General features: G+C 64.2%; 21 protein-coding genes. 5 read left to right on the forward strand and 16 right to left on the reverse strand.

Annotated features, from left to right (window positions below; translation table 11 throughout):
* Nucleotides 1–155: 155 nt before the first annotated feature.
* Nucleotides 156–410, forward strand: coding sequence for an EF-hand domain-containing protein (locus KZZ07_RS12850; RefSeq protein WP_219514621.1), 255 nt, complete (start codon nt 156–158; stop codon nt 408–410).
* 90 nt (nt 411–500) lie between these two features.
* On the opposite strand, the gene KZZ07_RS12855 is transcribed toward KZZ07_RS12850, so the two are convergent.
* The 6 genes from KZZ07_RS12855 to KZZ07_RS12880 all read right to left on the reverse strand — a co-directional run bounded on the left by KZZ07_RS12855 (nt 501) and on the right by KZZ07_RS12880 (nt 7,763).
* Entirely contained in the window at nt 501–2,027 is a 1,527-nt protein-coding gene (locus tag KZZ07_RS12855) for a peptidoglycan-binding protein (RefSeq protein ID WP_255564319.1), read from the reverse strand.
* Between the two features lie 415 nt (nt 2,028–2,442).
* Nucleotides 2,443–3,657: an NADP-dependent isocitrate dehydrogenase gene (locus KZZ07_RS12860; RefSeq protein ID WP_219514622.1), complete on the reverse strand. Its 1,215-nt coding sequence runs from the start codon at nt 3,655–3,657 to the stop codon at nt 2,443–2,445.
* 162 nt (nt 3,658–3,819) lie between these two features.
* Nucleotides 3,820–5,034, reverse strand: coding sequence for a multidrug effflux MFS transporter (locus tag KZZ07_RS12865; protein ID WP_219514623.1), 1,215 nt, complete (start codon nt 5,032–5,034; stop codon nt 3,820–3,822).
* 141 nt (nt 5,035–5,175) lie between these two features.
* On the reverse strand, nt 5,176–5,544 hold the full coding sequence (locus KZZ07_RS12870; protein WP_219514624.1) for a potassium channel family protein: 369 nt from the start codon (nt 5,542–5,544) through the stop codon (nt 5,176–5,178).
* Nucleotides 5,541–6,185: a DsbA family oxidoreductase gene (locus tag KZZ07_RS12875; RefSeq protein ID WP_219514625.1), complete on the reverse strand. Its 645-nt coding sequence runs from the start codon at nt 6,183–6,185 to the stop codon at nt 5,541–5,543. The genes KZZ07_RS12870 and KZZ07_RS12875 overlap by 4 nt, the downstream gene beginning before the upstream one ends.
* Nucleotides 6,186–6,239: 54 nt before the next feature.
* A complete protein-coding gene (locus KZZ07_RS12880; RefSeq protein WP_219514626.1) occupies nt 6,240–7,763 on the reverse strand; it encodes a class I adenylate-forming enzyme family protein in 1,524 nt (507 codons plus the stop codon).
* 82 nt (nt 7,764–7,845) lie between these two features.
* Between KZZ07_RS12880 and KZZ07_RS12885 the strand changes: the two genes are divergently transcribed.
* Entirely contained in the window at nt 7,846–8,466 is a 621-nt protein-coding gene (locus tag KZZ07_RS12885; protein ID WP_219514627.1) for a helix-turn-helix domain-containing protein, read from the forward strand.
* A gap of 6 nt (nt 8,467–8,472) precedes the next feature.
* On the opposite strand, the gene KZZ07_RS12890 is transcribed toward KZZ07_RS12885, so the two are convergent.
* The 8 genes from KZZ07_RS12890 to KZZ07_RS12925 form a co-directional block, all read right to left on the reverse strand.
* Complete coding sequence (locus KZZ07_RS12890; protein WP_219514628.1) at nt 8,473–8,706, reverse strand: hypothetical protein; 234 nt, start codon at nt 8,704–8,706, stop codon at nt 8,473–8,475.
* Nucleotides 8,707–8,881: 175 nt separating this feature from the next.
* Complete coding sequence (locus KZZ07_RS12895; RefSeq protein ID WP_219514630.1) at nt 8,882–10,174, reverse strand: branched-chain amino acid ABC transporter permease; 1,293 nt, start codon at nt 10,172–10,174, stop codon at nt 8,882–8,884.
* A complete protein-coding gene (locus tag KZZ07_RS12900; protein WP_219514631.1) occupies nt 10,171–11,181 on the reverse strand; it encodes a branched-chain amino acid ABC transporter permease in 1,011 nt (336 codons plus the stop codon). The genes KZZ07_RS12895 and KZZ07_RS12900 overlap by 4 nt, the downstream gene beginning before the upstream one ends.
* A 76-nt stretch (nt 11,182–11,257) precedes the next feature.
* Complete coding sequence (locus tag KZZ07_RS12905; RefSeq protein WP_219514632.1) at nt 11,258–11,641, reverse strand: hypothetical protein; 384 nt, start codon at nt 11,639–11,641, stop codon at nt 11,258–11,260.
* Nucleotides 11,641–12,012, reverse strand: coding sequence for a hypothetical protein (locus tag KZZ07_RS12910; protein ID WP_219514634.1), 372 nt, complete (start codon nt 12,010–12,012; stop codon nt 11,641–11,643). The genes KZZ07_RS12905 and KZZ07_RS12910 overlap by 1 nt, the downstream gene beginning before the upstream one ends.
* Nucleotides 12,013–12,016: 4 nt before the next feature.
* Nucleotides 12,017–12,844: an ABC transporter ATP-binding protein gene (locus KZZ07_RS12915; protein WP_219514636.1), complete on the reverse strand. Its 828-nt coding sequence runs from the start codon at nt 12,842–12,844 to the stop codon at nt 12,017–12,019.
* Nucleotides 12,841–13,626, reverse strand: a complete 786-nt coding sequence (locus KZZ07_RS12920; protein ID WP_219514639.1) for an ABC transporter ATP-binding protein — start codon at nt 13,624–13,626, stop codon at nt 12,841–12,843. The genes KZZ07_RS12915 and KZZ07_RS12920 overlap by 4 nt, the downstream gene beginning before the upstream one ends.
* Nucleotides 13,627–13,722: 96 nt before the next feature.
* Nucleotides 13,723–14,907, reverse strand: coding sequence for an ABC transporter substrate-binding protein (locus KZZ07_RS12925; protein ID WP_219514641.1), 1,185 nt, complete (start codon nt 14,905–14,907; stop codon nt 13,723–13,725).
* A 179-nt stretch (nt 14,908–15,086) separates the two neighbouring features.
* Between KZZ07_RS12925 and KZZ07_RS12930 the strand changes: the two genes are divergently transcribed.
* Together KZZ07_RS12930 and KZZ07_RS12935 are read left to right on the forward strand one after the other, a co-directional pair.
* Nucleotides 15,087–16,199 (forward strand): PQQ-dependent sugar dehydrogenase, encoded by a 1,113-nt coding sequence (locus KZZ07_RS12930; RefSeq protein WP_219514643.1) that lies wholly within the window; start codon nt 15,087–15,089, stop codon nt 16,197–16,199.
* Nucleotides 16,200–16,318: 119 nt separating this feature from the next.
* Nucleotides 16,319–17,194: a bifunctional helix-turn-helix transcriptional regulator/GNAT family N-acetyltransferase gene (locus tag KZZ07_RS12935; protein ID WP_219514644.1), complete on the forward strand. Its 876-nt coding sequence runs from the start codon at nt 16,319–16,321 to the stop codon at nt 17,192–17,194.
* 6 nt (nt 17,195–17,200) lie between these two features.
* Here the strand turns inward: KZZ07_RS12935 and KZZ07_RS12940 are convergent, their stop codons facing one another.
* Together KZZ07_RS12940 and KZZ07_RS12945 are read right to left on the reverse strand one after the other, a co-directional pair.
* Nucleotides 17,201–17,764 (reverse strand): GNAT family N-acetyltransferase, encoded by a 564-nt coding sequence (locus KZZ07_RS12940; RefSeq protein ID WP_255564320.1) that lies wholly within the window; start codon nt 17,762–17,764, stop codon nt 17,201–17,203.
* Entirely contained in the window at nt 17,692–18,702 is a 1,011-nt protein-coding gene (locus KZZ07_RS12945) for a GlxA family transcriptional regulator (RefSeq protein WP_219514646.1), read from the reverse strand. The genes KZZ07_RS12940 and KZZ07_RS12945 overlap by 73 nt, the downstream gene beginning before the upstream one ends.
* A 178-nt stretch (nt 18,703–18,880) precedes the next feature.
* On the opposite strand from KZZ07_RS12945, the gene KZZ07_RS12950 reads away from it, so the two are divergent.
* Nucleotides 18,881–20,251, forward strand: a complete 1,371-nt coding sequence (locus KZZ07_RS12950) for a class II 3-deoxy-7-phosphoheptulonate synthase (RefSeq protein ID WP_219514647.1) — start codon at nt 18,881–18,883, stop codon at nt 20,249–20,251.
* Nucleotides 20,252–20,280 lie beyond the last annotated feature (29 nt).

A 20,280-nucleotide genomic window follows, 5' to 3' on the forward strand; every position in this document is an offset into this window, starting at 1 on the left:
GCGTGCTCTCGCACTGGCCGAGGTCCGCCTGTGCGAAGCACCTTTTCTGGCAGATCGCCGCGTGTTTTCGGGGCCGGACCGCAAGCTCTCGCAGCGCGGAAAAAACCGCCCCATGTTCGGCTCACTTCCAATCAACCACTCATGGAGGAAAGACAATGAAAACGCAGATCCTGACCGGCGCCGCTCTGGCCCTGTTCACCCTTCCGGCTTTTGCCCAGGACATGGAGGGCGACATGGCGCTCGACACAGACGGTGACGGCCTGGTGTCGCTGGAAGAGGTGCAGGTCATGTACCCGGATGTCTCGCAGGACGACTATACCCAGGCAGACGCCGATGGCGATGGTCTGCTGAGCGCGGAAGAGCTGGAAACGGCTCGCGCTGGCGGGCTGATCCCGGCCGACGACGCCTGATCGGCGTGAGACATGTCCCTGTCCCCGGGGCATGTCAACGGCGCGCGGCGACCTCTGGTCGCCGCGCGTTTCTCGTTTTGGGTCATTAGGTCAGCGGAATTCGATCCGGCAGTTCACCAGCTCGCCAAAGACCGTGCGCTGGCAGACGCGCACGCGCTGGCCCTGTGGTTCGGGGGCGGGCGCCGTGGCCGAGGCCGGCGGGTTGAAGACCGGGGCAGGGGCGTTGCGCAGCCGATCCTGTTCTTCTTCCTCGCGCCGCTGTTCCTCGGCAAAGACGGCATAGAGCGAGTCGCTCTGGCGGTTCAGCATGTCCAGTTGCGCACCATCCAGGAAACCTGTCGGTTGCAGCCCGTTGCTCCGCTGCCACTCGCGCAACGCGTCCCGGGTGCCGGGGCCAAAGATTCCGTCCGCGCCGCGCGTATCGAACCCCAGCAGCGTCAGTCGGTTCTGGACTTCCGTCCGGTCGTCGAAGAGCAGGCCAAGGACGTTTTCGGTGCCCAGGGTGGTTGCCGGCAGGTTGCGCACGGGCGCCACGATAATCGAGGAACTGGCGTCGGGCGCCGTCATCTTGCGCGCCTCGGCCAGGGTCTGGTTTTCCGGGATCAACTTCCAGAAATCGCGGAAGGGGACGCCGGTCCAGTCCCGCGGCAACAGCGCCTTTTGCACCTGAAAGAGCGTCGGGTTGCCGCCGGCGGTCCAGTCGGCACTGGTGCGCAGGCGCAGGGCGGCGGCGGTTGTGCCGTCGGCGGGCGGGGCGGTGTTCAGCTCGACCTGGCAACCCAGCCAGGACGGAACCCCGTCGATGATGGCCTCGACCACGTAGGTCGCCTTGCGATGCGCCGTCGCGCCCTGTTCGCGCAACACGCGATGGTCATAGACAGACCGTCCGGGGCTGGTCACATCGGGATCGAAATCCCGGTTCGTGCGGATGCAGGACCGTGTCACCATCGTGTCGCTGAGACTGCTCGGGGCCTCGAACCCTTCGAGTTGCAGGCCCAGGGCCCGCGCCTGATCGACCCGGTCCACCACCAGCATGTCGCTGTCCGTCAGCGCCAGAACCTGTGCCGCGAAATCGGCGGGCATGTTCAGCCGGTCCAGCCGCGCCGTCAGTTGGCTGGCGGCCTGCAGGGCCGAGCCATAGACCGCAGAGACATCCTGGGCGGCGTAGTCCTGTTCCGCCAGCGATTGTGCCGGGCTGCCAAAGGCCAGCGTCGCGTTCAGGTGCATCCGCTTGTTGGGCACCGGGCCGTCATCGCGTGTCAGCCGGCTGCCGCCCAGCAGGACCAGCGCGCAGGCGTTCAGGCATTCCGCCCCGTCATCGACGGCGGTGGGAATGCCACGCTCATGCAGGAAATCCGCGATCTTCAGGCTTTCCCCAAACGATCCGCCGGAACTGTCCAGGCAGAGCGGGCGCTCTCCGTTGCCAAAGCTGCGCGGATCCAGCGCCCGGATCTTAGCGAGGTCGCCGGGCAGGATCTCTCCCGAGAGGGTCGCCGCGCAATTGAAATGGGCGCCAGGCTGTGAGGTGATCTCACCCGCTTGCCCGGCGTCGGGCACAACAGCAGCGCAGGCAAGAAGCGCGGGCAGGAGGGAACGGGAAAGAAGAGCAGATTTCATAAGGGTCTCCGGAACCTGTCGCGTGGCAGCACTCCAAGACATAGCCCCTTGGGGCGGTTTTTTCCAAGCCGACGATGGGTTTGACGGAGACGGGTGCAGCAGCGGTGCAACCCTTTTGCCACCTGGATGGGCCTTTGGATAGGGGATTAGGTTAGATCAATGAGTGAGGGTGTTCGATTAACCGATTGAAATCGCAACAGTTTGATGGGTTTGGTCTTGCTGAAAGTCAGGATCAGGCGATGTCGCGGTCGCGTCGGTGTTTGATCGGGACCATCCTGCAGGTGCCCACGAACAGACCGGACGGTCGGCGGGGGCAGATGGGTCACGACTGCCCAAAGCCCGCAAGCCCCACCCGTGGCAAACGCGACGGGCGCAGAACCTCCTGCGCCCGCGCGACTTGGCCATCAATCGGGTATCACCCGGCCAATGCCTTGTTCAGGTTCTCGTCGATCTTTTCAAGGAAGCCCATCGTGGTCAGCCAGCCCTGATCGGGACCGACCAGCAGCGCCAGGTCCTTGGTCATGTGCCCGGCCTCGACCGTCTCGACGATGACGCGTTCCAGCGTTTCGGCAAATGCGCGCAAGGCGACGTTCTGGTCCAGCTTGGCGCGATGCTTCAGCCCTCCGGTCCAGGCGTAGATCGAGGCGATCGAGTTGGTCGAGGTCGACTGCCCGGCCTGATGCTGGCGGTAATGGCGGGTGACGGTGCCATGCGCCGCCTCGGCCTCGACGATCTTGCCATCGGGCGTCATCAGCTGACTGGTCATCATGCCGAGGCTGCCAAAGCCTTGCGCGACGGTGTCCGACTGCACGTCTCCGTCGTAGTTCTTGCAGGCCCAGACGAATTTTCCGTTCCATTTCAGGGCACAGGCCACCATGTCGTCGATCAGCCGGTGTTCGTACCAGATGCCCTTTTCCTTGAACTTCTCCTCGAACTCGGCCTCGTAGATTTCTTGGAAGAGATCCTTGAACCGGCCGTCATAGGCCTTGAGGATCGTGTTCTTGGTCGAGAGGTAGACCGGCCAGCCAAGGTTCAGACCGTAGTTCAGCGAGGCGCGGGCAAAGTCGCGGATCGAGGCATCCTGGTTGTACATGCCCATGTAAACGCCCGCGTCCGGCGCGTCATAGACCTCGCGTTCGATCACCTCGCCATCGGCGCCTTCCCACTTCATGGTCAGCTTGCCGGCGCCGGGGAAATGGAAATCGGTCGCCTTGTACTGGTCGCCGAAGGCATGGCGCCCGACCACGATAGGAGACGTCCAGCCGGGCACAAGGCGCGGTACGTTGCGGCAGATGATCGGCTGGCGGAACACCACGCCGCCCAGGATGTTGCGGATCGTCCCATTGGGCGATTTCCACATCTTTTTCAGCCCGAATTCCTCGACGCGCTGTTCGTCCGGGGTGATCGTGGCGCATTTGACGGCCACGCCGACTTCCTTGGTCTTTTCCGCGGCGTCGATGGTGATCTGGTCATCGGTCCGGTCGCGTTCCTCGATGCCGAGGTCGTAGTACAGCAGGTCGAGGTCGAGATAGGGCAGGATCAGCTTTTGCTTGATGAAGTCCCACATGATGCGGGTCATCTCGTCCCCGTCCATCTCGACGATCGGGTTGTCGACCTTGATCTTCGTCATCCTACGATTCCCATGCTGGCTGGCGGCAGTTCCCTGCCTCTCTAGCCGATCAACGGCAAGGGAACCAATGCCCGGTGGGAAGGGAAAGGGGAAATCGTCGTGAGAGCCCGGGACGGCGCGGGATCGCCGCCCAATCGGACGGCGATCAGATCGTGTGGCGACCTATTCGGCCGGTTGTTGCATCTCTTCGCGGCTGGCCATGCGGCACATGATCCAGAGCGCCCCGACAAGAAAGACCAGAGTCCCGGCGACCACCGGCAAGGGCGTTCCGTCAAAGGCCAGTCCGACCGGCACCGCAAGGATGACGGCTCCGATCGTACCGAGCGAGCCCATGACCGAGGCGGCCAGCCCGGCGATATGGCCCATCGGCTCCATCCCAAGGGCGTTGAGATTGCCCATCGTCAGCCCGACCATGAAAAAGATCGAGGTCTGCCAGAGCACAAAGCAGGCAAAGAGCGCGGTGCCCTCGACGCCGCCAAGCAGGACCAGCGTCATCGCCGCGCTGAGAATGACCTCGACCACCAGGACGATTGTCACCATCTTGCGCATGCCCAACTTCATCACGAGGGCCGCGTTCAACAGGCTGGCCGAGGCAGAGATGATGGCGATTCCGCCGAACCACAGGGGAAAACTCCCCGCCCGGTCAAAGAAGACGTCATAGATTGGCTGGATGTTCGAGATCATCACAACCAGCACCCCAAAGCACAGCATCTGGGCGATCATGGCTTGCCGGACGACCTGGTGAGATACCATTTCGCGCAGTGCGTCGCTCAGCGCCGTAAAGCGGAAGGGGCGCCGATCCTCTGGGGCAAGCGTTTCCGGCAGGCGCAAGGCCAGCCAGCCGCTGGACAGCGTGGCGAAGATCGCAAAAGCCCAGAACACCGCGTGCCAACCACCGATCCAGATGAGGCCGGCGCCCAGAGTCGGCGCCAGCGCGGGAACGATGGTGAAGATGACCATGACAAAGGACATGATCCGTGCCATCGCCCGTCCGGCATAGAGATCACGCACGATGGCCAGCGCCACGACCCGGGGTCCGGCGGCGCCAACCCCCTGCATAAAGCGCGCGACCAGCAGCATTTCCAGGCTATGCGCCAACAGGGCCCCGAGGGCGGAAAGAATGTAAAGCGCAGCCGTCCCAAGGACCACGGTCTTGCGCCCGAAAGCATCCGACAGCGGCCCGGTAAAGAAGGTGCCCAGGCCCATGCCCAACACGAAAACGGTCACGATCAGTGGCACCCGGTTCGGATCGTCGGGCGAGAATTCTGCCGTCAATTCCGGAAAGGCGGGCAGCATGGCGTCGATGGAAAAGGCGATACTGGCAAAGAGCATCGCAACGATGGCGATGAATTCGCCTCTACTTGGAAGACTTGACATGGAAACCTCGGGACACGGGAAAAAGGGACGGAAAACCCTTTCTCGAACACGCATCTATATCCGAACAGACCCCGTTTTAAAGCGCAAGTTCTGTGATCTGGCGCACATCCGTGAGGCCGTTCATGCACCCGGAGCGGGAGTTTACCGGTCTTTTGGCGCCTTTTCAGTGCCATCGGGAGAGTCATCGCGGTTGGCCGGGCCCGCTTCGCTGCCCAGCCGTGCGATCAACCATTCGGTGTGCTCCTCGCGCTTGCGCATGGCAAAGACACCGAATTGCTGGATCGCCACGGCAAAAATGCCCAGCCCCACCAGGATAAAGACCGTCGTGCCGATCTTGCCCGCAGGCGTCTGAGGCACCAGCTCGCCATATCCCACCGTTGATAGTGTGACGACCGAAAAGAAATAGGAGTCGAGCCAGGACCAGCCTTCGACCAGCCGGAAAAAGACCGTACCGGAGGCGATGATCGCCACCAGCGTCAACACCAGTGTCAGAAAGCGTAGCCGGGTCATTCTTTTGGATCGGCGCCCGTGCGCAGTTCTTCGATGACCCGGTTCCACAGTTCTGGCGGCTGTGCCCCGGGGACCGCGTGCTGGCCCGCGACGATGAAGGTCGGCACCGAGTTGACGCCCATGCCGCGCGCCGCCGCGTCGCGTTCGACGATCTCGCGCCGGTCCTCGTCCGAGGCCAGCAGGCGCAGCACCAGACTGGCGTCCATGCCGTAACTGTCAGCCACGTCGGCCAGCACCTCGGCATCGCCGATGTCGCGTCCCTCGACGAAATAGGCGCGGAACAGCGCCGAGACGATGGGCGTCTGACACCCCTCGATCCCGGCCCAGTGGATCAGCCGGTGCGCGTCGATGGTGTTCGGCGTCTTTTCGATCCGGTCCAGATGCAGGGTCAGACCGGCCTTGGCGGCATTGTCCTCGACCGGAAGATAGGCCTGCACCGCGCCGTCCTGTCCGCCAAACTTGCCCTCAAGGTAGGCGCGACGGTCCATGCCCGCGGCGGGCATGTCCGGGTTCAGCATGAAAGGCAGCCAGCGGATCTGGAACGGGTGGTCCGGGTTCGCCTCCAGTGCACGGTCAAGGTAGGCCTTGCCGATGTAGCACCAGGGGCAGATCGGGTCGGAGAAGATGTCGAGCTGGATCATGATAGCCTCCCTGGGCTCTTGCATACACGGGTTGTCCGGCCGGGGCGATTGCCCTTAGCCGTTCAGGACGTGATCCTTGAGCGCCTTGCGTTGCAATTTTCCGTTCGGGTTGCGCGGCAACCCGTCGATGCGGATGAAGGTGCGCGGGCACTTGTAGCGGGCCAGCCGTTCGGCGGCTGCGGCCTTCAGCGCCTCTTCGTCCAGCTCCGCCTCGGCGGTGTAGAAGGCGGCGACGATGCGCACGTCTTCCTTGACCGCGATATCCGTGACCGCCAGTTCGATCACACCGGGCAGACCGGCAAGCGCCGCCTCGACCTCCAGCGGTGAGACGCGGTAGCCGCCGGCGTTCATCATGTCATCGTCGCGGCCCAGGTAGGTGATGTGGCCTTCGGCATCCATCGCCCCCCGGTCGCCGGTCAAGTACCAGTCCCCTTGAAACTTGGCCTCCGTGGCCTCGGGCGCGCCGACATAGCGCAGCATCAGGCCGGGATCGTGACGGTCGATGGCGATGGTGCCTTCGGTATTCAACGCCGTGGGCGCGCCGTCCTCGTCCAGGATCGCCACGCGGCGGCCCGGCTGGGGCCGGCCCAGCGTGTCGGGCAGGGCCGGTCGTCCAGGCGCCGAGGAAATGAAGGTCGAACATTCCGACATGCCGTAGGCCTCGTAAATCTCGGTACCCGTGGCCTCGCGCCAGCGGTCGCGCAGCGCCTCGGAGAGTTTTTCTCCGGCGGCGAGGGTGTGGCGCAGGGCCGGCATCTCGGGCACCGGGAATTTCAGCACCTGACGAAAGACACCCGGCGCGGCGGCAAAGATCGTCGCCTCAAAGCGTTTCATCAACAGCGCCAGTTGCGCCGGATCAGTGCCCGCCGCCGGGATCAGCGCCGTGGCGCCCCTGGTCCAGGGGTCCATCAGCCCGGTGCCCAGCGTGTAGGTCCAGTTGAAGGCACCCGCGTGCAGCAGCCTGTCCTCGGGGCGCAGAGCGTACCAGCCGTCCATCATCATCTGCCGCGCCCAGATCGCGCGATGGGCATGGCCTACCGCGCGCGGCGTGCCGGATGTGCCCGAGGTGTAAATGATATAGGCCAGCCGGTCCGGGTCGCCCATCTGGTAGTCCGCGGGGGGCAGATCGTGCCAGCTCTCGTAGGTCTCCGGGCCGAAGACCGGCAGATCAGTTTCAGGACAGGGGACGGTTTCGGCACGAAGAACGGCCTTTGGTGCAAGATGGGCAATGATCTTGGTCACTTCCGGCGCAGTCAGCTGCGAAGATGTGGGCACCGGGACGATGCCCGCCGCGATCGCGCCGAGGTAGGCAATCGGGAAGTCCACCGTGTTTCCCAGCCGCATCAGCAGGATGTCCCCCGGTTCCATTCCGGCCTGCAAGAGGCCGGTCGCGGTCCCGCGCACCGCCGCGATCAACCGTCCATAGGACCAGCGCTGTGCGCCCGAAGGCTTGACCACCGAGAGGGCGATCTTGTCCGGCGTGGCGTTCCCCGCCGCCAGCACATGCGCGGCCAGGTTGAAGGGGGCGGGGCAGGGGGCAAAGCGCCCCTCGTCGAAAAGCGAGGCATCCAGGGTCATGTGTCATCGCCTAGACCGCAGCGCTGGGACCTGCAAGAGGGGCGCTTGCACAAGAAGGGGCCGCAGCCTATAGCAGAACCCCATGTCGCGAGATCCGAAGTCCCTCATCAGCATCGCCCGTGATAGTGGCGAAACACCCCAGGCCGAGCCGCTCGACCTGGGACGGCGCGTGCGCGACCTGCGCAAAGAGCGCAACTGGACGCTGGAGCAGGCGGCGCGGCAGGCCGGTCTGGCACGGTCCACCTTGTCGAAGATCGAGAACGGGCAGATGTCGCCCACCTACGACGCGCTCAAGAAACTGGCCGTGGGGCTGGAAATCACCGTGCCGCAGCTGTTTACGCCGCCGCAGCAGGACAAGGTCAATGGCCGCATGGTCGTGACCCGATCGGGTGAGGGGCAAAGCCATGCGACAGCCACCTATGAACACGACCTGCTGGCCGAGACGCTGACCCGGAAAAAGATGCTGCCGTACCGTGCCCGCGTCCGCGCGCGCCGGATGGAAGAGTTCGACGGCTGGGTGCGTCACGACGGCGAGGAGTTCCTCTTTGTCCTGACCGGGGTCATCACGCTCTATACCGAGTTCTACGAACCCATCGAGATGAAACGTGGCGACAGCGCCTATTACGACGCCACGATGGGGCACAACGTGATCTCGGTCTCGCCCGAGGATGCCACGATCCTTTGGGTGACGTCGCTGGCCTGACCCGCCTCAGCGGCTTTCGAGTTCGCTGGCCCGTCGCGCCAGATCCTCGCGATCCATGAATTCCTCCAAGGCATCCCGCGCCTCGTGCAGGGTCAATTCATGCATGTCCGCGATATGATGGGTCAGAACCCGGCGATCCCGGGGCGCCTCGGAGAGGCGGGCGCGGTCGATCCCGGGGAAACGGCGTTTGAGACGGCCGAACATGCTGTCCCAGTTGGCTGAAAGCTCGTGCCAGTCCATATTGGTCACTCCTTCGTGTCCACCGCATTAAAAATGTATCTTTTTCGTGACGGTGTGGAAGGGGGCAGGCTGCCGCAGGTCCTACGACTTTAGCATTGGGGCCGTGTGACGTTGCGGCAAAAGGAAAGGCCCGCGCCAGGCTGGCACGGGCCCTTTTTCCGACGGATAAGGCGCTTCAGCGTTCCGGCAGCAATCCGCGCGGCGAGAAGCGCAGGACCAGCAGCAGGATTACCCCCATCGTCAGCAGGCGCATGTGCTGCACGCTGTCCAGCAGGTGCTCCTTGAGGCCCGAGTCGTCCGGCAACGCCCCGGTGACCCAGGTCATGAAGCCGGGACCCAGAACCTCGACCTGGACCCAGAGGAACCAGATCAGGAAGCCGCCCAGCACCGCGCCCAGGTTGTTGCCGGATCCGCCGACGATCACCATCACCCAGATCAGGAAGGTATAGCGCAGCGGCTGGTAGGACGTCGGAATCAACTGGCCGTCCAGCGTCGTCATCATGGCACCTGCGATGCCGCAGATGGCCGAGCCGAGGATAAAGACCTGCAGGTGGCGGAAGGTGACGTCCTTGCCCATCGCGCGGGCCGAGGTCTCATTGTCGCGGATGGCGCGCATCATGCGGCCCCAGGGAGAGTTCAGCGCCAGCTGCGCCAGCACAAGCAGGATGATCAGAACGGCGGCGAACATCAGCCCGTAGCCGATCTTGATATAGAGCGTCGAGGCGGCTGTGGGATCGAACCCCAGGTTTGCGGCGCGCTCGACAAATCCCGGATCGTTTTGCAGGTCAATGGCGTCGGGCATCGGGCGGGGCAGGCCGGTGACGTTCTTGACGCCGCGGGTCAGCCATTCCTCGTTCTTCATGATCGCGATTATGATCTCGGAGATGCCCAGTGTCGCAATCGCCAGATAGTCCGAGCGCAAGCCAAGGGCTGTCTTGCCGATGATCCAGGCCGCACCGGCGGCCAGCAGGCCACCGACCATCCAGCCGATCACCACCGGCAGGCCAAGCCCGCCGAGAAAGCCGGTGCCCGCCGGGTTGACCGCCTCGATGGCGTCGACGCCCGGATCCCGCACCATGCGGTAGATCACGAAACCGGCGATCAAGATGGCAGCGGTCAGCCAGCGGTTCCGGGTCTTCTTCCAGGCCAGGACGGTGGCGACAATGGTCGCGGCCCCCAGGACAAGCGCCAGGATCGCACGGGCGCCGCCCGCCGCCCAGGCCTCTCCCACCGGATCGACGGAGGCCAGGACCACCGCCATGCCGCCCAGTGCGACAAAGCCCATGACACCGACGTTGAACAGACCGGCAATGCCCCATTGCAGGTTCACCCCAAGGGACATGATCGCGCTGACCAGTCCCATGTTCAGGATCACAAGCGCAAGGTCCCAGCCCTGAATGACCCCGGTGCCGATGATCAGCAGCGCGACAAGCGCAAAAAGCGTGAGTGTACGGATCGACGGGCTCATACCGATTTCCCCTTGAACAGGCCCGTGGGCTTAAACAGCAGCACCACCACGAGGATCATGAAGCTGACCGCGAACTTGTATTCCGTGGCCATGAGTTGAACGAGGCCGGAAGGCTCAAGCGCCTCGGGCATCAGATAGACCAGCACCTTTTTCCAGGCATAGGTGATCGCCACCTCGGAAAAGGCGATGACGAAACCGCCCGCGATGGCGCCCAGCGGGCTGCCCAAACCGCCCACGATGGCCGAGGCGAAGATCGGCAGCAGAAGCTGGAAATAGGTGAAGGGTTTGTAGCTCTTGTCGAGACCGTAAAGCGTGCCCGCCACCGTGATCAGCGCGGCCACGATCAGCCATGTCACCATGACGACCCGTTCCGGGTTGATCCCCGAGAGCAGGGCCAGGTCCTCGTTGTCGGAATAGGCACGCATGGACTTGCCGGTGCGGGTGCGGTTCAGGAACCAGAACAGCAGCGCCACGACGATCACAGCCGTCACCACGGTCAGCCCCTGCGTGGTCTTGATGCCCAGCCCTTCGTCCAGACCGGTCATCTCCTTGAACTCACGCGCGTTGATGATGAACCGCTCGCCATCGGCAAAGCGCTGGTCATCGGCGCCCAGGATAAAGCGGGTCAGCCCGTTGTAGATGAACATCACCCCGATCGAGACAATCACAAAGACCACGGGTTTGGCCTTTTGCCCCCTGTAAAAGCGGTAGATGCCCCGGTCGGTGATCAGAACCAGCGCCGCGGTGCCCGCGATGCCGAAGGGTATGGCCAGAAGCGCGGTTGGCAGTGGCCCGAGGTTGATCCCCCAGGACTGGAACAGCCAGGTGAACAGGATCACCACCATTGTGCCAAAGGCCATCGTGTCGCCATGTGCGAAATTCGAAAACCGTAGGATGCCATAGATCAGCGTCACCCCCAGCGCGCCCAGAGCCAGTTGGCTGCCATAGGCCATCGCGGGGATGAGCACGAAATTGGATAGCGCCACGATGGCGTTGAGAAAATCCATCAGTCGTTGCCCTCGTTGGTCGGCCGCGCGGTTGGCCCGGCGGCTCTTGTCATGTTCTTTGTGGCGCCCTGCGGGGTCACCCGGTCACCACGCATTCGCCGTGATAGGTCACGACGGTCAGCGGATCGGCGAACTGCACGCTCAGCTTGGCCAGCCCATCGGGGGTCTGGCTGAGCAGGTAGCTGCCGTTTCCGTCATGCGCAAAAATCACCAGCACGCCGTTCACCACCCGGGCGGTGCCTTTGGCCGGGCCGGTGCCCAGCACCAGTTCGGCCTCGCCGGGCATCTGCTTGGGCAGGTCGACGTCATGTCCGAACTGCGCAAAGGTGCAGGCCTCTTCGTCAAGGCATTCCACGGTGTAACTGCAGGACATCAGCGACGCGCCGGGGGTCTCGATGATATCGGCCAGGGCCGCGCCCCCGCATCCTGCCAACCCAAGGGCCAGTCCCAGCTTCTGCATCACCCGATCTCCTTGCATTGGCCCTGCCAAGGGCGTTCCCCGTGATCGCTCATGCGGGCCGTGCCATCCGGCGACACCGTCATCAAAAGGCCCTGCGCCGAGGCCCAGAACCCGCGCGCGCCGTCCTGACCCATGATCGCCTCGGCCTCGATCTCGGTGCCCTCCATGCGGACCCGGCTGACGCGACGGCGCGGAGGTTCGGCAGCATCGACCGGCGGTGCAAAGCTCGCCGGGTCGAGGTCAAACCGCAGGTCCATGCGCGTTCCGTCCCGGCTGAGCGCGCAGTCGTAGGTCTCCACTGCCGCATGAGCCGGTCCGTGGACCGCCGGGAAGGCCAGTGACCACAGGGCCGCCTGGGTGACGGGCCGCATCGCCTCAGCCCCCCAGAAAGCTCTTGCGCACTTCGGGATCGGCCAACAGTTCCTTGCCCGTCCCGGTATAGGCGTTGCTTCCCTGTACAAGGACATAGCCCTTGTCGGCGATCTCCAGCGCCTGGCGCGCATTCTGTTCCACCATGAGGATGGAAATGCCGGTGCGGGCCACCTCGATGATGCGGTCAAAAAGTTCGTCCATCACGATGGGGCTGACGCCGGCGGTGGGTTCATCCAGCATCAGAACCTTGGGCTGGGTCATCAACGCGCGGCCCACGGCCACCTGTTGCCGCTGACCGCCCGACAGTTCCCCCGCCGGCTGGCGGCGCTTTTCCTTGAGGATCGGGAACAGCTCATAGACCTGTTCCATCGTGCTGCGGAAATCGTCCAGCCGGATAAAGGCGCCCATCTCCAAGTTTTCCTCGACGGTCATCGAGGTGAAGATATTCGAGGTCTGGGGGACGAACCCCATGCCCTGTGCCACCCGGTCCTGCGGGGTCAGCTGGGTGATGTCGTGCCCGTCCAGCCGCACCGCGCCCGAGCGGACGTCCAGCATCCCGAACACCGCCTTCATCGCGGTCGACTTGCCGGCGCCATTGGGGCCGACGATGACGGCGATCTCGCCCTTGTCGACGGCGATGGTGCAGTCGTGCAGGATGTCCGGCCCCTTGCCGTAACCGCCGGTCATCGTGTCGCCGATCAGGAAAGGCCCGCCGGGCGCATCCGACATCGGGCCCGAGCGGCGGGTCGGGTCGATCTCGCTCCGCGGGCCCTGCTTGGTGATCGAGGCGTCGTGGTTGCCGCGGTCGTTCTGATAGGGATTGTCGCTCATACCGTTGCCACCTGGTCTTTGTTCTTGAGCCCGGTGCCCAGGTAGGCCTCGATCACATGCTCGTTGGCCTTGATCTCGTCCAGTGTGCCCTCGGCCAGCTTCTTGCCCTCGGCCATGACGATGACCGGGTCACAGATGCGGCCGATGAAATCCATGTCGTGTTCGATCACGCAGAAGGTATAGTCGCGCTCCTTGTTGAGCCTTACGATCGTGTCCGCGATGGTGTTGAGAAGCGTCCGGTTCACACCCGCTCCGACCTCGTCCAGGAAGACGATCTTGGCATCGACCATCATGGTCCGGCCCAGTTCCAGCAGCTTTTTCTGCCCGCCGGACACCGCGCCCGCTGGATGGTCGGCCAGATGAGAGATGGTCAGGAAATCAAGGACTTCGTCGGCCTTGGCGCGCAGGGCGCGTTCCTCGTCTGCGATGCGCTTGCGGCCGAACCAGGTGTTCCAGAGCGTTTCGCCCGATTGTTCGCCCGGCACCATCATCAGGTTCTCGCGGCAGGTCATCGAGTGGAATTCATGCGCGATCTGGAAGGTGCGCAGCAGACCCTTGTGGAACAGCTCGTGCGGCGGCAGGCCGGTGATGTCCTCTCCATCCATGGTGACGGTGCCGCTGGTCGGCGGCAGGGCGCCTGCGATCACGTTGAAGAGCGTCGTCTTGCCCGCGCCGTTCGGCCCCACCAGCCCGGTGATAGATCCCGTGGCAATTTCAAGTGAGGCGCCGTCGACGGCCCGGAAGGCACCGAAATGCCGGTGCAGGTTGTCCACCTTTATCAATTGGATAGCCCCCGAAAGGCGGCGCCGCGCACGGCACCGCCGTAAAGCAGGAAGAGCAGCGGGGCCTGGCCCAGCTGCTCTCTTGCATGGTGTCGGTTACTTGAACTCGACGGTTTCCGCCGCACCATCGGTGATGGTGTAGTGGCGGTAGGTCCCGGCGGCTTCACCCGGGCCGATCAGTTCGACACCCGAGGCGCCGACATAGTCGATTTCACCGCCATCGGCGAGGATTTCCAGCGCCTTCGCCAGTTCACCCGGCAGGATCGGCTCGCCCGGGGCGTTTGCCACGTCCAGCAGGTTGGCAGCGATCGCCTCGGAGGTGGCGGCGCCGCCCTTCATCATCGCCAGCGCCATCAGCGCAGCACCGTCATAGGATTCGCGGGTGAACGAGCTGGTCGGATCGACGCCAGCGGCAGCGGTGATCGTTTCAAAGGCCTCTGCGCCTGCGCCGGTCGCCCAGGGCACGGTGCCGTAGGAGCCTTCGAGCGCGTCGGAGAGTTCCGAGAACAGGTTCGAGCCGAACATGCCGTCCGCCATCACGTAGGTGTCGAATGCACCGGTGTCGTAGGAGGCCTGGATGATGCCCTTGCCGCCCTGGTCGGTGTAGCCGAAGACCATGAGTGCCTGGCCACCGGCCGAGGCCAGCGCGCCGATCTCTGCCGAGTAGTCGGCCTTGCCGTCGTCATGCGGCGCCGACAGCGTCACGGTGCCGTCGAAGGCCGAGGCGAAGGCATCCGCAAGGCCCTTGCCGTAGTCGTTGTTGGTGTAGGTCACCGCAACCTCGGTGATGCCCTTCTCCGCGAGGATTTCCGCGATGACGGCGCCCTGGCGTGCGTCCGAAGGCGCAGTGCGGAAGAACAGGCCGTTGTCTTCGGCGGTCGACAGGGCGGGCGAGGTCGCCGAGGGCGACACCATCGGGATACCGTTCGGCACGGCCACGTTCGACAGGATCGCGCCGGTCACGCCGGAACAGTCAGCGCCCATGATGCCAGCGACACCTTCGGAGACCAGGCGTTCCGCTGCGGCGGTGGCGGCGGCTGCGTCGATGCAGGTCGAGTCCGCGCGCGACGGGGCCAGCGTCACGCCGTCCAGGAACTTGCCCGAGTCGTTGACCTCGGAAATCGCCAGTTCGGCGGCATCCGCCATTGCCGGGGTGATGGATTCGATCGGACCAGTGAAACCGAGGATGATACCGATCTTGGCTTCGCTCGCGTGGCTTTCGGCATAGGCGGCCGAAGCGGTCAGAGCGGCAGCCGTCGTGGCCATCAGCAATTTCTTCATTTGATAACTCCCATGTTGGATCTTGATGTCCTGAGGCGAGCCTAAGCATCGTTTTCCGAAAAGAAAAGGCCCCTCGCGTTGAACTCGGGGGCCCGGACGCCAAGTCAGTCTGGCTTTCCGGCATGGTGGAACCAAATGGTCATTCGGGGGGTCAGATCCCGGGCAAAAGGAGGAGCGCGATGAAACGGAATTCACTGGTGGCTGTTCTGGCGGGCGGTGTCATCGGCCTGTGCGGCGCCGTGCAGGCCTCGCCGATCCAGACAGAGGCCGGACCGATGGAGATCCTGCCCGTGGTCGAGGGGTTGGACATTCCCTGGGCCTTCGACTTTCTGCCGGACGGCGGGATTCTTGTGACGGAACGCGCCGGGCGGCTGCTGCTGATCCGCGATGGCGGGTCGCAGGTCGTCGAAGGCACACCGGAGGTCGTGGACAGCGGGCAGGGTGGCTTGCTGGACGTCATGGTGCCGCGTGATTTCGACACCAGCCGCGAAGTGTTCTTTACCTATGCCCGCAAACAGGGGCGGGGCGCCGGAACCGCCGTGTTCAAGGCCCGCCTGTCCGAGGATGGCACCCGGTTGGAGGATGGCGAAACCATCTTTGAAATCGCCGAGGGTACGCGCGGCGGGCGGCATTTCGGGTCGCGCCTGGTCGAGGCCGAGGACGGGCACCTCTTTGTCACCATTGGTGACCGGGGCGACGGGCCCAAGGCGCAGGACCTGTCGATGCACAATGGCTCTGTTCTGCGCATCACCCGGGATGGCGCCCCCGCGCCGGGCAACCCCTTTGTAGATACAGAGGGCGCCCGGCCCGAAATCTGGTCCTATGGCCATCGCAACCCGCAGGGCGCGGCGCTGGACGGAACGGGACAGCTCTGGGCCGTGGAACATGGGGCCCGTGGCGGAGACGAGGTGAACCGGGTCACGGCGGGCACGAACTATGGCTGGCCGGTGATTTCCTACGGGGTCAACTACAATGGCAGCAAGATCGGCGAAGGTACGCAGAAAGACGGCATGGCCCAACCTGTCTATTTCTGGGATCCCTCCATCGCGCCGTCGGGCATGACCTTTTATGACGGCAGCGTGTCCGACTGGTCCGGCAACGCCTTCATCGGGTCGTTGAAGTTCGACTATATATCGCGGCTGTCGGGTGATCCCCTGGCCGAGGTCGAGCGGATCGAGAGCGATGAAACCCTGCGCGTGCGTGACCTTGACCAGGGGCCGGACGGGGCGCTGTGGTTCCTGAGTGTGGGGAACGGTGCGCTTTACCGGATTGTCCCGGCCTCTGGCGGCTGAGGTTTTGCCTGGACTCGTGATGTGGCGGCCCTGGACAAACGTCGGGGCCGTCGTCTTTTGTCTGGACGGCGAGCAGGGTGCCTGACAAAAGTCAGGCAATATCTCTGACCGAGGCCACCATGACCACCAATGCCATTGCCCGCACCCGCCGTTTTCACCGCGCCGTTACCTCCGAGGTTGGTGCGCTCGACTCATCCTTTCTGGGCCGAGGGCGCCCGCTTGGGCCGGCTCGGGTCCTGCATGCGATCGGCAACGGGTTGTCGGACGTGGCCGAGATCCGGGCGCATCTCAAACTGGATTCGGGGCTGATGAGTCGCCTTTTGCGAGGGCTGGAGGATGAGGGGTTGGTCACTGTCACGGCCTCGGAGAGCGATGCGCGCCGCAGAAGCGCCTGCCTGACCCCGGCTGGCAAGGCGGAATTCGCGGAATACGAGGCCCTCTCGGACCAGCAGGCCAGCGCCATCCTGTCCCGCCACCCGCACCCCGAGGCGCTGTTGCAGGCGATGGATCTGGTCGCCACCGCGCTGGGGTTCGACCGCACCGCGATTCAGCCTGTGCCGGTGTCGGACCCGCGCGCGCAGGCCTGTCTTGCGACCTATTACGGCGAACTGGCCCGCCGCTTTCCCGCTGGGTTCGACGTGAGCCTTTCCGCCGATCCCGAAGCACGCGACATGGAACCACCGCGCGGCGCCTTTCTGCTGGCGGTGCTGGACGGCATGGCCATCGGCTGTGCCGGGTTGAAAGGCACCGACAAAGGGTATGCTGAGGTCAAACGGGTCTGGGTCGCGCCTTCGGCCCGGCGCATGGGGCTGGCGGGCTTTCTGATGCGGGCCATCGAGGACGAGGCGCGCGCACTGGGGATCGCGACGCTGAGGTTGGATACCAACAGTGCCTTGCCAGAGGCGGTGGGCTTTTACCGTAGGTCCGGCTGGACGGAGATCCCGCGCTTCAACGATGACCCGTATCCGGATGTTTTCTTTGAGAAACACCTGTGAAAAGGGTCAGGGCAGGGTGCGTTCGTAGTAGGCGCTGTCGCACCATTCCCACCCGCCGTAGAGAAAGTTCTTTTCTTCTGTCCTGACGAGGGTGAAGCCCAGTTTCTCCAGCAGCCGTACCGAGCCGGTATTGCGCGGGTCCACCTCCGCCGTGAGGCGGTCGAGGTCCGGGCGGCGGCGGGCGATTTCGGGGATCAGTGCCGAAAGTGCCTCGAAGGTCAGCCCTTGCCCCCAGTAGCCGGGATGCAGGATATAGCCGATTTCCGCATCCCGCCAAATACCGGCCCGCCCGATGCACCGCCCGCCGCATTCGATGGCGAATTCCACCTGGCCGGGCCTGTCCTCCATCAGGAAATGCAGCATTTCCCGGGTTTGAGTGATGTCTTCATGTGCAGGGCGCGACCAGTAGCGCATGGCACGCGGGTCCGAAAACACCGTGTGCAATGGCTCCAGATCGGTCAGGCGCGCGGGCCGGAGCAGAAGTCTCTGGGTTCGGATCACACTGACAGGCGCGAGGACTGGGCCCCGCGTTCGCGGTAGGGTGTCGTCTTGTAATGCGCCCGGTAGCATTTGGAAAAATGCGAAGGCGAAGCAAAGCCACAGGCCAGCGCCACGTTGATCACGCTCATTTCCGTCTGCATCAGCAGGTTGCGGGCCTTTTGCAGGCGCAGTTCCATGTAATAGCGCTTGGGCGACCGGTTGAGGTAGCGCCGGAACAGCCGTTCCAGTTGGCGTGTCGACATGCCGACCTCCTTGGCCAGTACCGCCGGGCTGATCGGCTCCTCGATGTTGCTTTCCATCATCTGGATGACCTGGCTCAGCTTGGGGTGACGCACGCCGATACGGGTCGGCACGCTCAGGCGCTGGGTGTCCTGGTCGGTACGGATCGAGGAATAGATCTGCTGGTCGGCCACCGCCGTGGCCAGCTCCTCGCCGTGGTCATTGGCGATGATCTGCAGGAAGAGGTCGATGGACGAAGTGCCGCCGGCCGTGGTCAGCCGGTTGCCGTCGATGGTAAAGACCGACTTGGTCAGTTCCACCTCGTCGAACTCCTCCGAGAAACTGTCCTGGTTTTCCCAGTGGATCGTCGCCCGCTTTCCATCCAGCAGCCCGGCCTTGGCCAGGCTGTAGGCGGCGGTGCAGAGACCGCCGATCATCAACCCCTTGCGCGCCTCGCGGCGCAGCCAACTGACCAAGCGTTTCGAGGTCGCCTTTTGCACGTCGGATCCGCCGCAAATCATGATCGCGTCTTCGCGGTGCAATTCTTCCAGGTCGCCGTCCAGCTGAAAGACCGTGTCGGTGGAACAGCGCGCGGTCCCGCCGCCTTCGCCGACAATGCGCCATTCATAGAGCTTTTTCTGCGACATCCGGTTCGCCAACCGCAGGCAATCCAGCGCCGCCGCAAAGGACAGCAGCGTGAAATCGTCGAGAAGGACAAAGATGAAACGGCGGGGCTTGGCCGGAACCGTGTCCAGTTCGATGACCTGGCGCTGAGGCGGGGGAAACATGAGGTGCCACCTTCCTGATCGTGCTGCGGCAGCCGGACCGCAGCTGTGTCGAAGCACATGGGCAGAAGTGGTGGTCAGCGTCAAGATGTGTCGCGAAAAACACCGCTGGCCACGCGAAGTGGCGCAGAGTATACAGCCTTTCCGTTAGCGCTCGAAAACGATCAACCGGAGAGAACAGATGACCGAGTGGCAGAAATCGAACTGGCGTGCGAAACCGCGGGTTCAGATGCCCGAGTATACGGACGCCGAGGCCCTGCATGCCGTCGAGGCGCAGCTGGCCAAGTATCCGCCGCTGGTCTTTGCCGGTGAGGCGCGCACGCTCAAGAACCACCTGGCCGCCGCCGGGCGCGGAGAGGCCTTCCTGTTGCAGGGCGGCGATTGCGCCGAGAGCTTTGACCAGTTTTCTGCCGATGCGATCCGGGACACCTTCAAGGTGATGCTGCAGATGGCAATGGTCCTGACCTACGGGGCCAAGGTGCCGGTGGTAAAGGTGGGCCGCATGGCGGGTCAGTTCGCCAAGCCGCGTTCCGCCCCGACCGAGGTCAAGGATGGGGTCGAGCTGCCCAGCTACCGTGGCGACATCATCAACGAACTGGCCTTCACACCCGAGTCGCGCATTCCCGATCCGTCCAAGATGCTGCGCGCCTACACGCAGGCTGCGGCGACGCTGAACCTGCTGCGGGCCTTTTCGACCGGCGGTTACGCCGACGTGCACCAGGTGCATCAGTGGACCCTGGGCTTTACCGAGGGTGAGAAGGCGTCGAAGTACCGCGAGTTGGCGGGACGGATTTCGGACACGCTGGACTTTATCAAGGCGGCCGGCGTGACCGGCGCCCAGGCGCATACTCTGTCGACGGTGGAATTCTACACCTCGCACGAGGCGCTGTTGCTGGAATACGAAGAGGCGCTCTGCCGCCGGGACTCGACCTCCGGCAACTGGCTGGCGGGCTCGGGTCACATGATCTGGATCGGCGACCGCACGCGGCAGCCGGACGGCGCGCATGTGGAATTCGCGCGCGGGGTGCTGAACCCGGTCGGGCTGAAATGCGGGCCCACGACCACGGCCGAGGACCTCAAGGTGTTGATGCAGCGCCTGAACCCGAAGAACGAAGAGGGCAAGCTGACCCTGATCGCGCGTTTCGGCGCCGGCAAGGTCGGTGAAAACCTGCCGCGTCTCATCAAGGCCGTCCAGGAAGAAGGCGCCAACGTGACATGGGTCTGCGACCCGATGCACGGCAATGTCATCAAGTCGGCCACCGGCTACAAGACACGGCCCTTCGACTCGATCCTGCGCGAAGTGCGCGAGTTCTTCTCGGTCCACGAGGCCGAGGGCACGATCCCGGGCGGCGTGCATTTCGAGATGACCGGCCTCGACGTGACCGAATGCACCGGCGGCGTGCGCGAAGTGACCGAAGAGGACCTGTCGGATCGCTACCACACCGCCTGCGACCCGCGTCTGAACGCCTCGCAATCGCTGGAACTGGCCTTCCTCGTGGCCGAGGAACTGGTGGCGCGCCGTGAAAAGGCCAAGGAAGCGGCCAGCGCCTGACCTGGCCTTGCCCCTGAATGAAAAGCGCC

It is taken from the genome of Mameliella sp. CS4 (assembly GCF_019392335.1).
GTDB lineage: Bacteria > Pseudomonadota > Alphaproteobacteria > Rhodobacterales > Rhodobacteraceae > Antarctobacter.

What these genes read in the sequence shown, in the direction of transcription:
- KZZ07_RS12850 (WP_219514621.1), top strand. Translation starts at nt 156, where the DNA reads ATGAAAACGCAGATCCTGACCGGCGCCGCTCTGGCCCTGTTCACCCTT.
- KZZ07_RS12855 (WP_255564319.1), bottom strand. Translation starts at nt 2,027, where the DNA reads ATGAAATCTGCTCTTCTTTCCCGTTCCCTCCTGCCCGCGCTTCTTGCC.
- KZZ07_RS12860 (WP_219514622.1), bottom strand. Translation starts at nt 3,657, where the DNA reads ATGACGAAGATCAAGGTCGACAACCCGATCGTCGAGATGGACGGGGAC.
- KZZ07_RS12865 (WP_219514623.1), bottom strand. Translation starts at nt 5,034, where the DNA reads ATGTCAAGTCTTCCAAGTAGAGGCGAATTCATCGCCATCGTTGCGATG.
- KZZ07_RS12870 (WP_219514624.1), bottom strand. Translation starts at nt 5,544, where the DNA reads ATGACCCGGCTACGCTTTCTGACACTGGTGTTGACGCTGGTGGCGATC.
- KZZ07_RS12875 (WP_219514625.1), bottom strand. Translation starts at nt 6,185, where the DNA reads ATGATCCAGCTCGACATCTTCTCCGACCCGATCTGCCCCTGGTGCTAC.
- KZZ07_RS12880 (WP_219514626.1), bottom strand. Translation starts at nt 7,763, where the DNA reads ATGACCCTGGATGCCTCGCTTTTCGACGAGGGGCGCTTTGCCCCCTGC.
- KZZ07_RS12885 (WP_219514627.1), top strand. Translation starts at nt 7,846, where the DNA reads ATGTCGCGAGATCCGAAGTCCCTCATCAGCATCGCCCGTGATAGTGGC.
- KZZ07_RS12890 (WP_219514628.1), bottom strand. Translation starts at nt 8,706, where the DNA reads ATGGACTGGCACGAGCTTTCAGCCAACTGGGACAGCATGTTCGGCCGT.
- KZZ07_RS12895 (WP_219514630.1), bottom strand. Translation starts at nt 10,174, where the DNA reads ATGAGCCCGTCGATCCGTACACTCACGCTTTTTGCGCTTGTCGCGCTG.
- KZZ07_RS12900 (WP_219514631.1), bottom strand. Translation starts at nt 11,181, where the DNA reads ATGGATTTTCTCAACGCCATCGTGGCGCTATCCAATTTCGTGCTCATC.
- KZZ07_RS12905 (WP_219514632.1), bottom strand. Translation starts at nt 11,641, where the DNA reads ATGCAGAAGCTGGGACTGGCCCTTGGGTTGGCAGGATGCGGGGGCGCG.
- KZZ07_RS12910 (WP_219514634.1), bottom strand. Translation starts at nt 12,012, where the DNA reads ATGCGGCCCGTCACCCAGGCGGCCCTGTGGTCACTGGCCTTCCCGGCG.
- KZZ07_RS12915 (WP_219514636.1), bottom strand. Translation starts at nt 12,844, where the DNA reads ATGAGCGACAATCCCTATCAGAACGACCGCGGCAACCACGACGCCTCG.
- KZZ07_RS12925 (WP_219514641.1), bottom strand. Translation starts at nt 14,907, where the DNA reads ATGAAGAAATTGCTGATGGCCACGACGGCTGCCGCTCTGACCGCTTCG.
- KZZ07_RS12930 (WP_219514643.1), top strand. Translation starts at nt 15,087, where the DNA reads ATGAAACGGAATTCACTGGTGGCTGTTCTGGCGGGCGGTGTCATCGGC.
- KZZ07_RS12935 (WP_219514644.1), top strand. Translation starts at nt 16,319, where the DNA reads ATGACCACCAATGCCATTGCCCGCACCCGCCGTTTTCACCGCGCCGTT.
- KZZ07_RS12940 (WP_255564320.1), bottom strand. Translation starts at nt 17,764, where the DNA reads ATGCTACCGGGCGCATTACAAGACGACACCCTACCGCGAACGCGGGGC.
- KZZ07_RS12945 (WP_219514646.1), bottom strand. Translation starts at nt 18,702, where the DNA reads ATGTTTCCCCCGCCTCAGCGCCAGGTCATCGAACTGGACACGGTTCCG.
- KZZ07_RS12950 (WP_219514647.1), top strand. Translation starts at nt 18,881, where the DNA reads ATGACCGAGTGGCAGAAATCGAACTGGCGTGCGAAACCGCGGGTTCAG.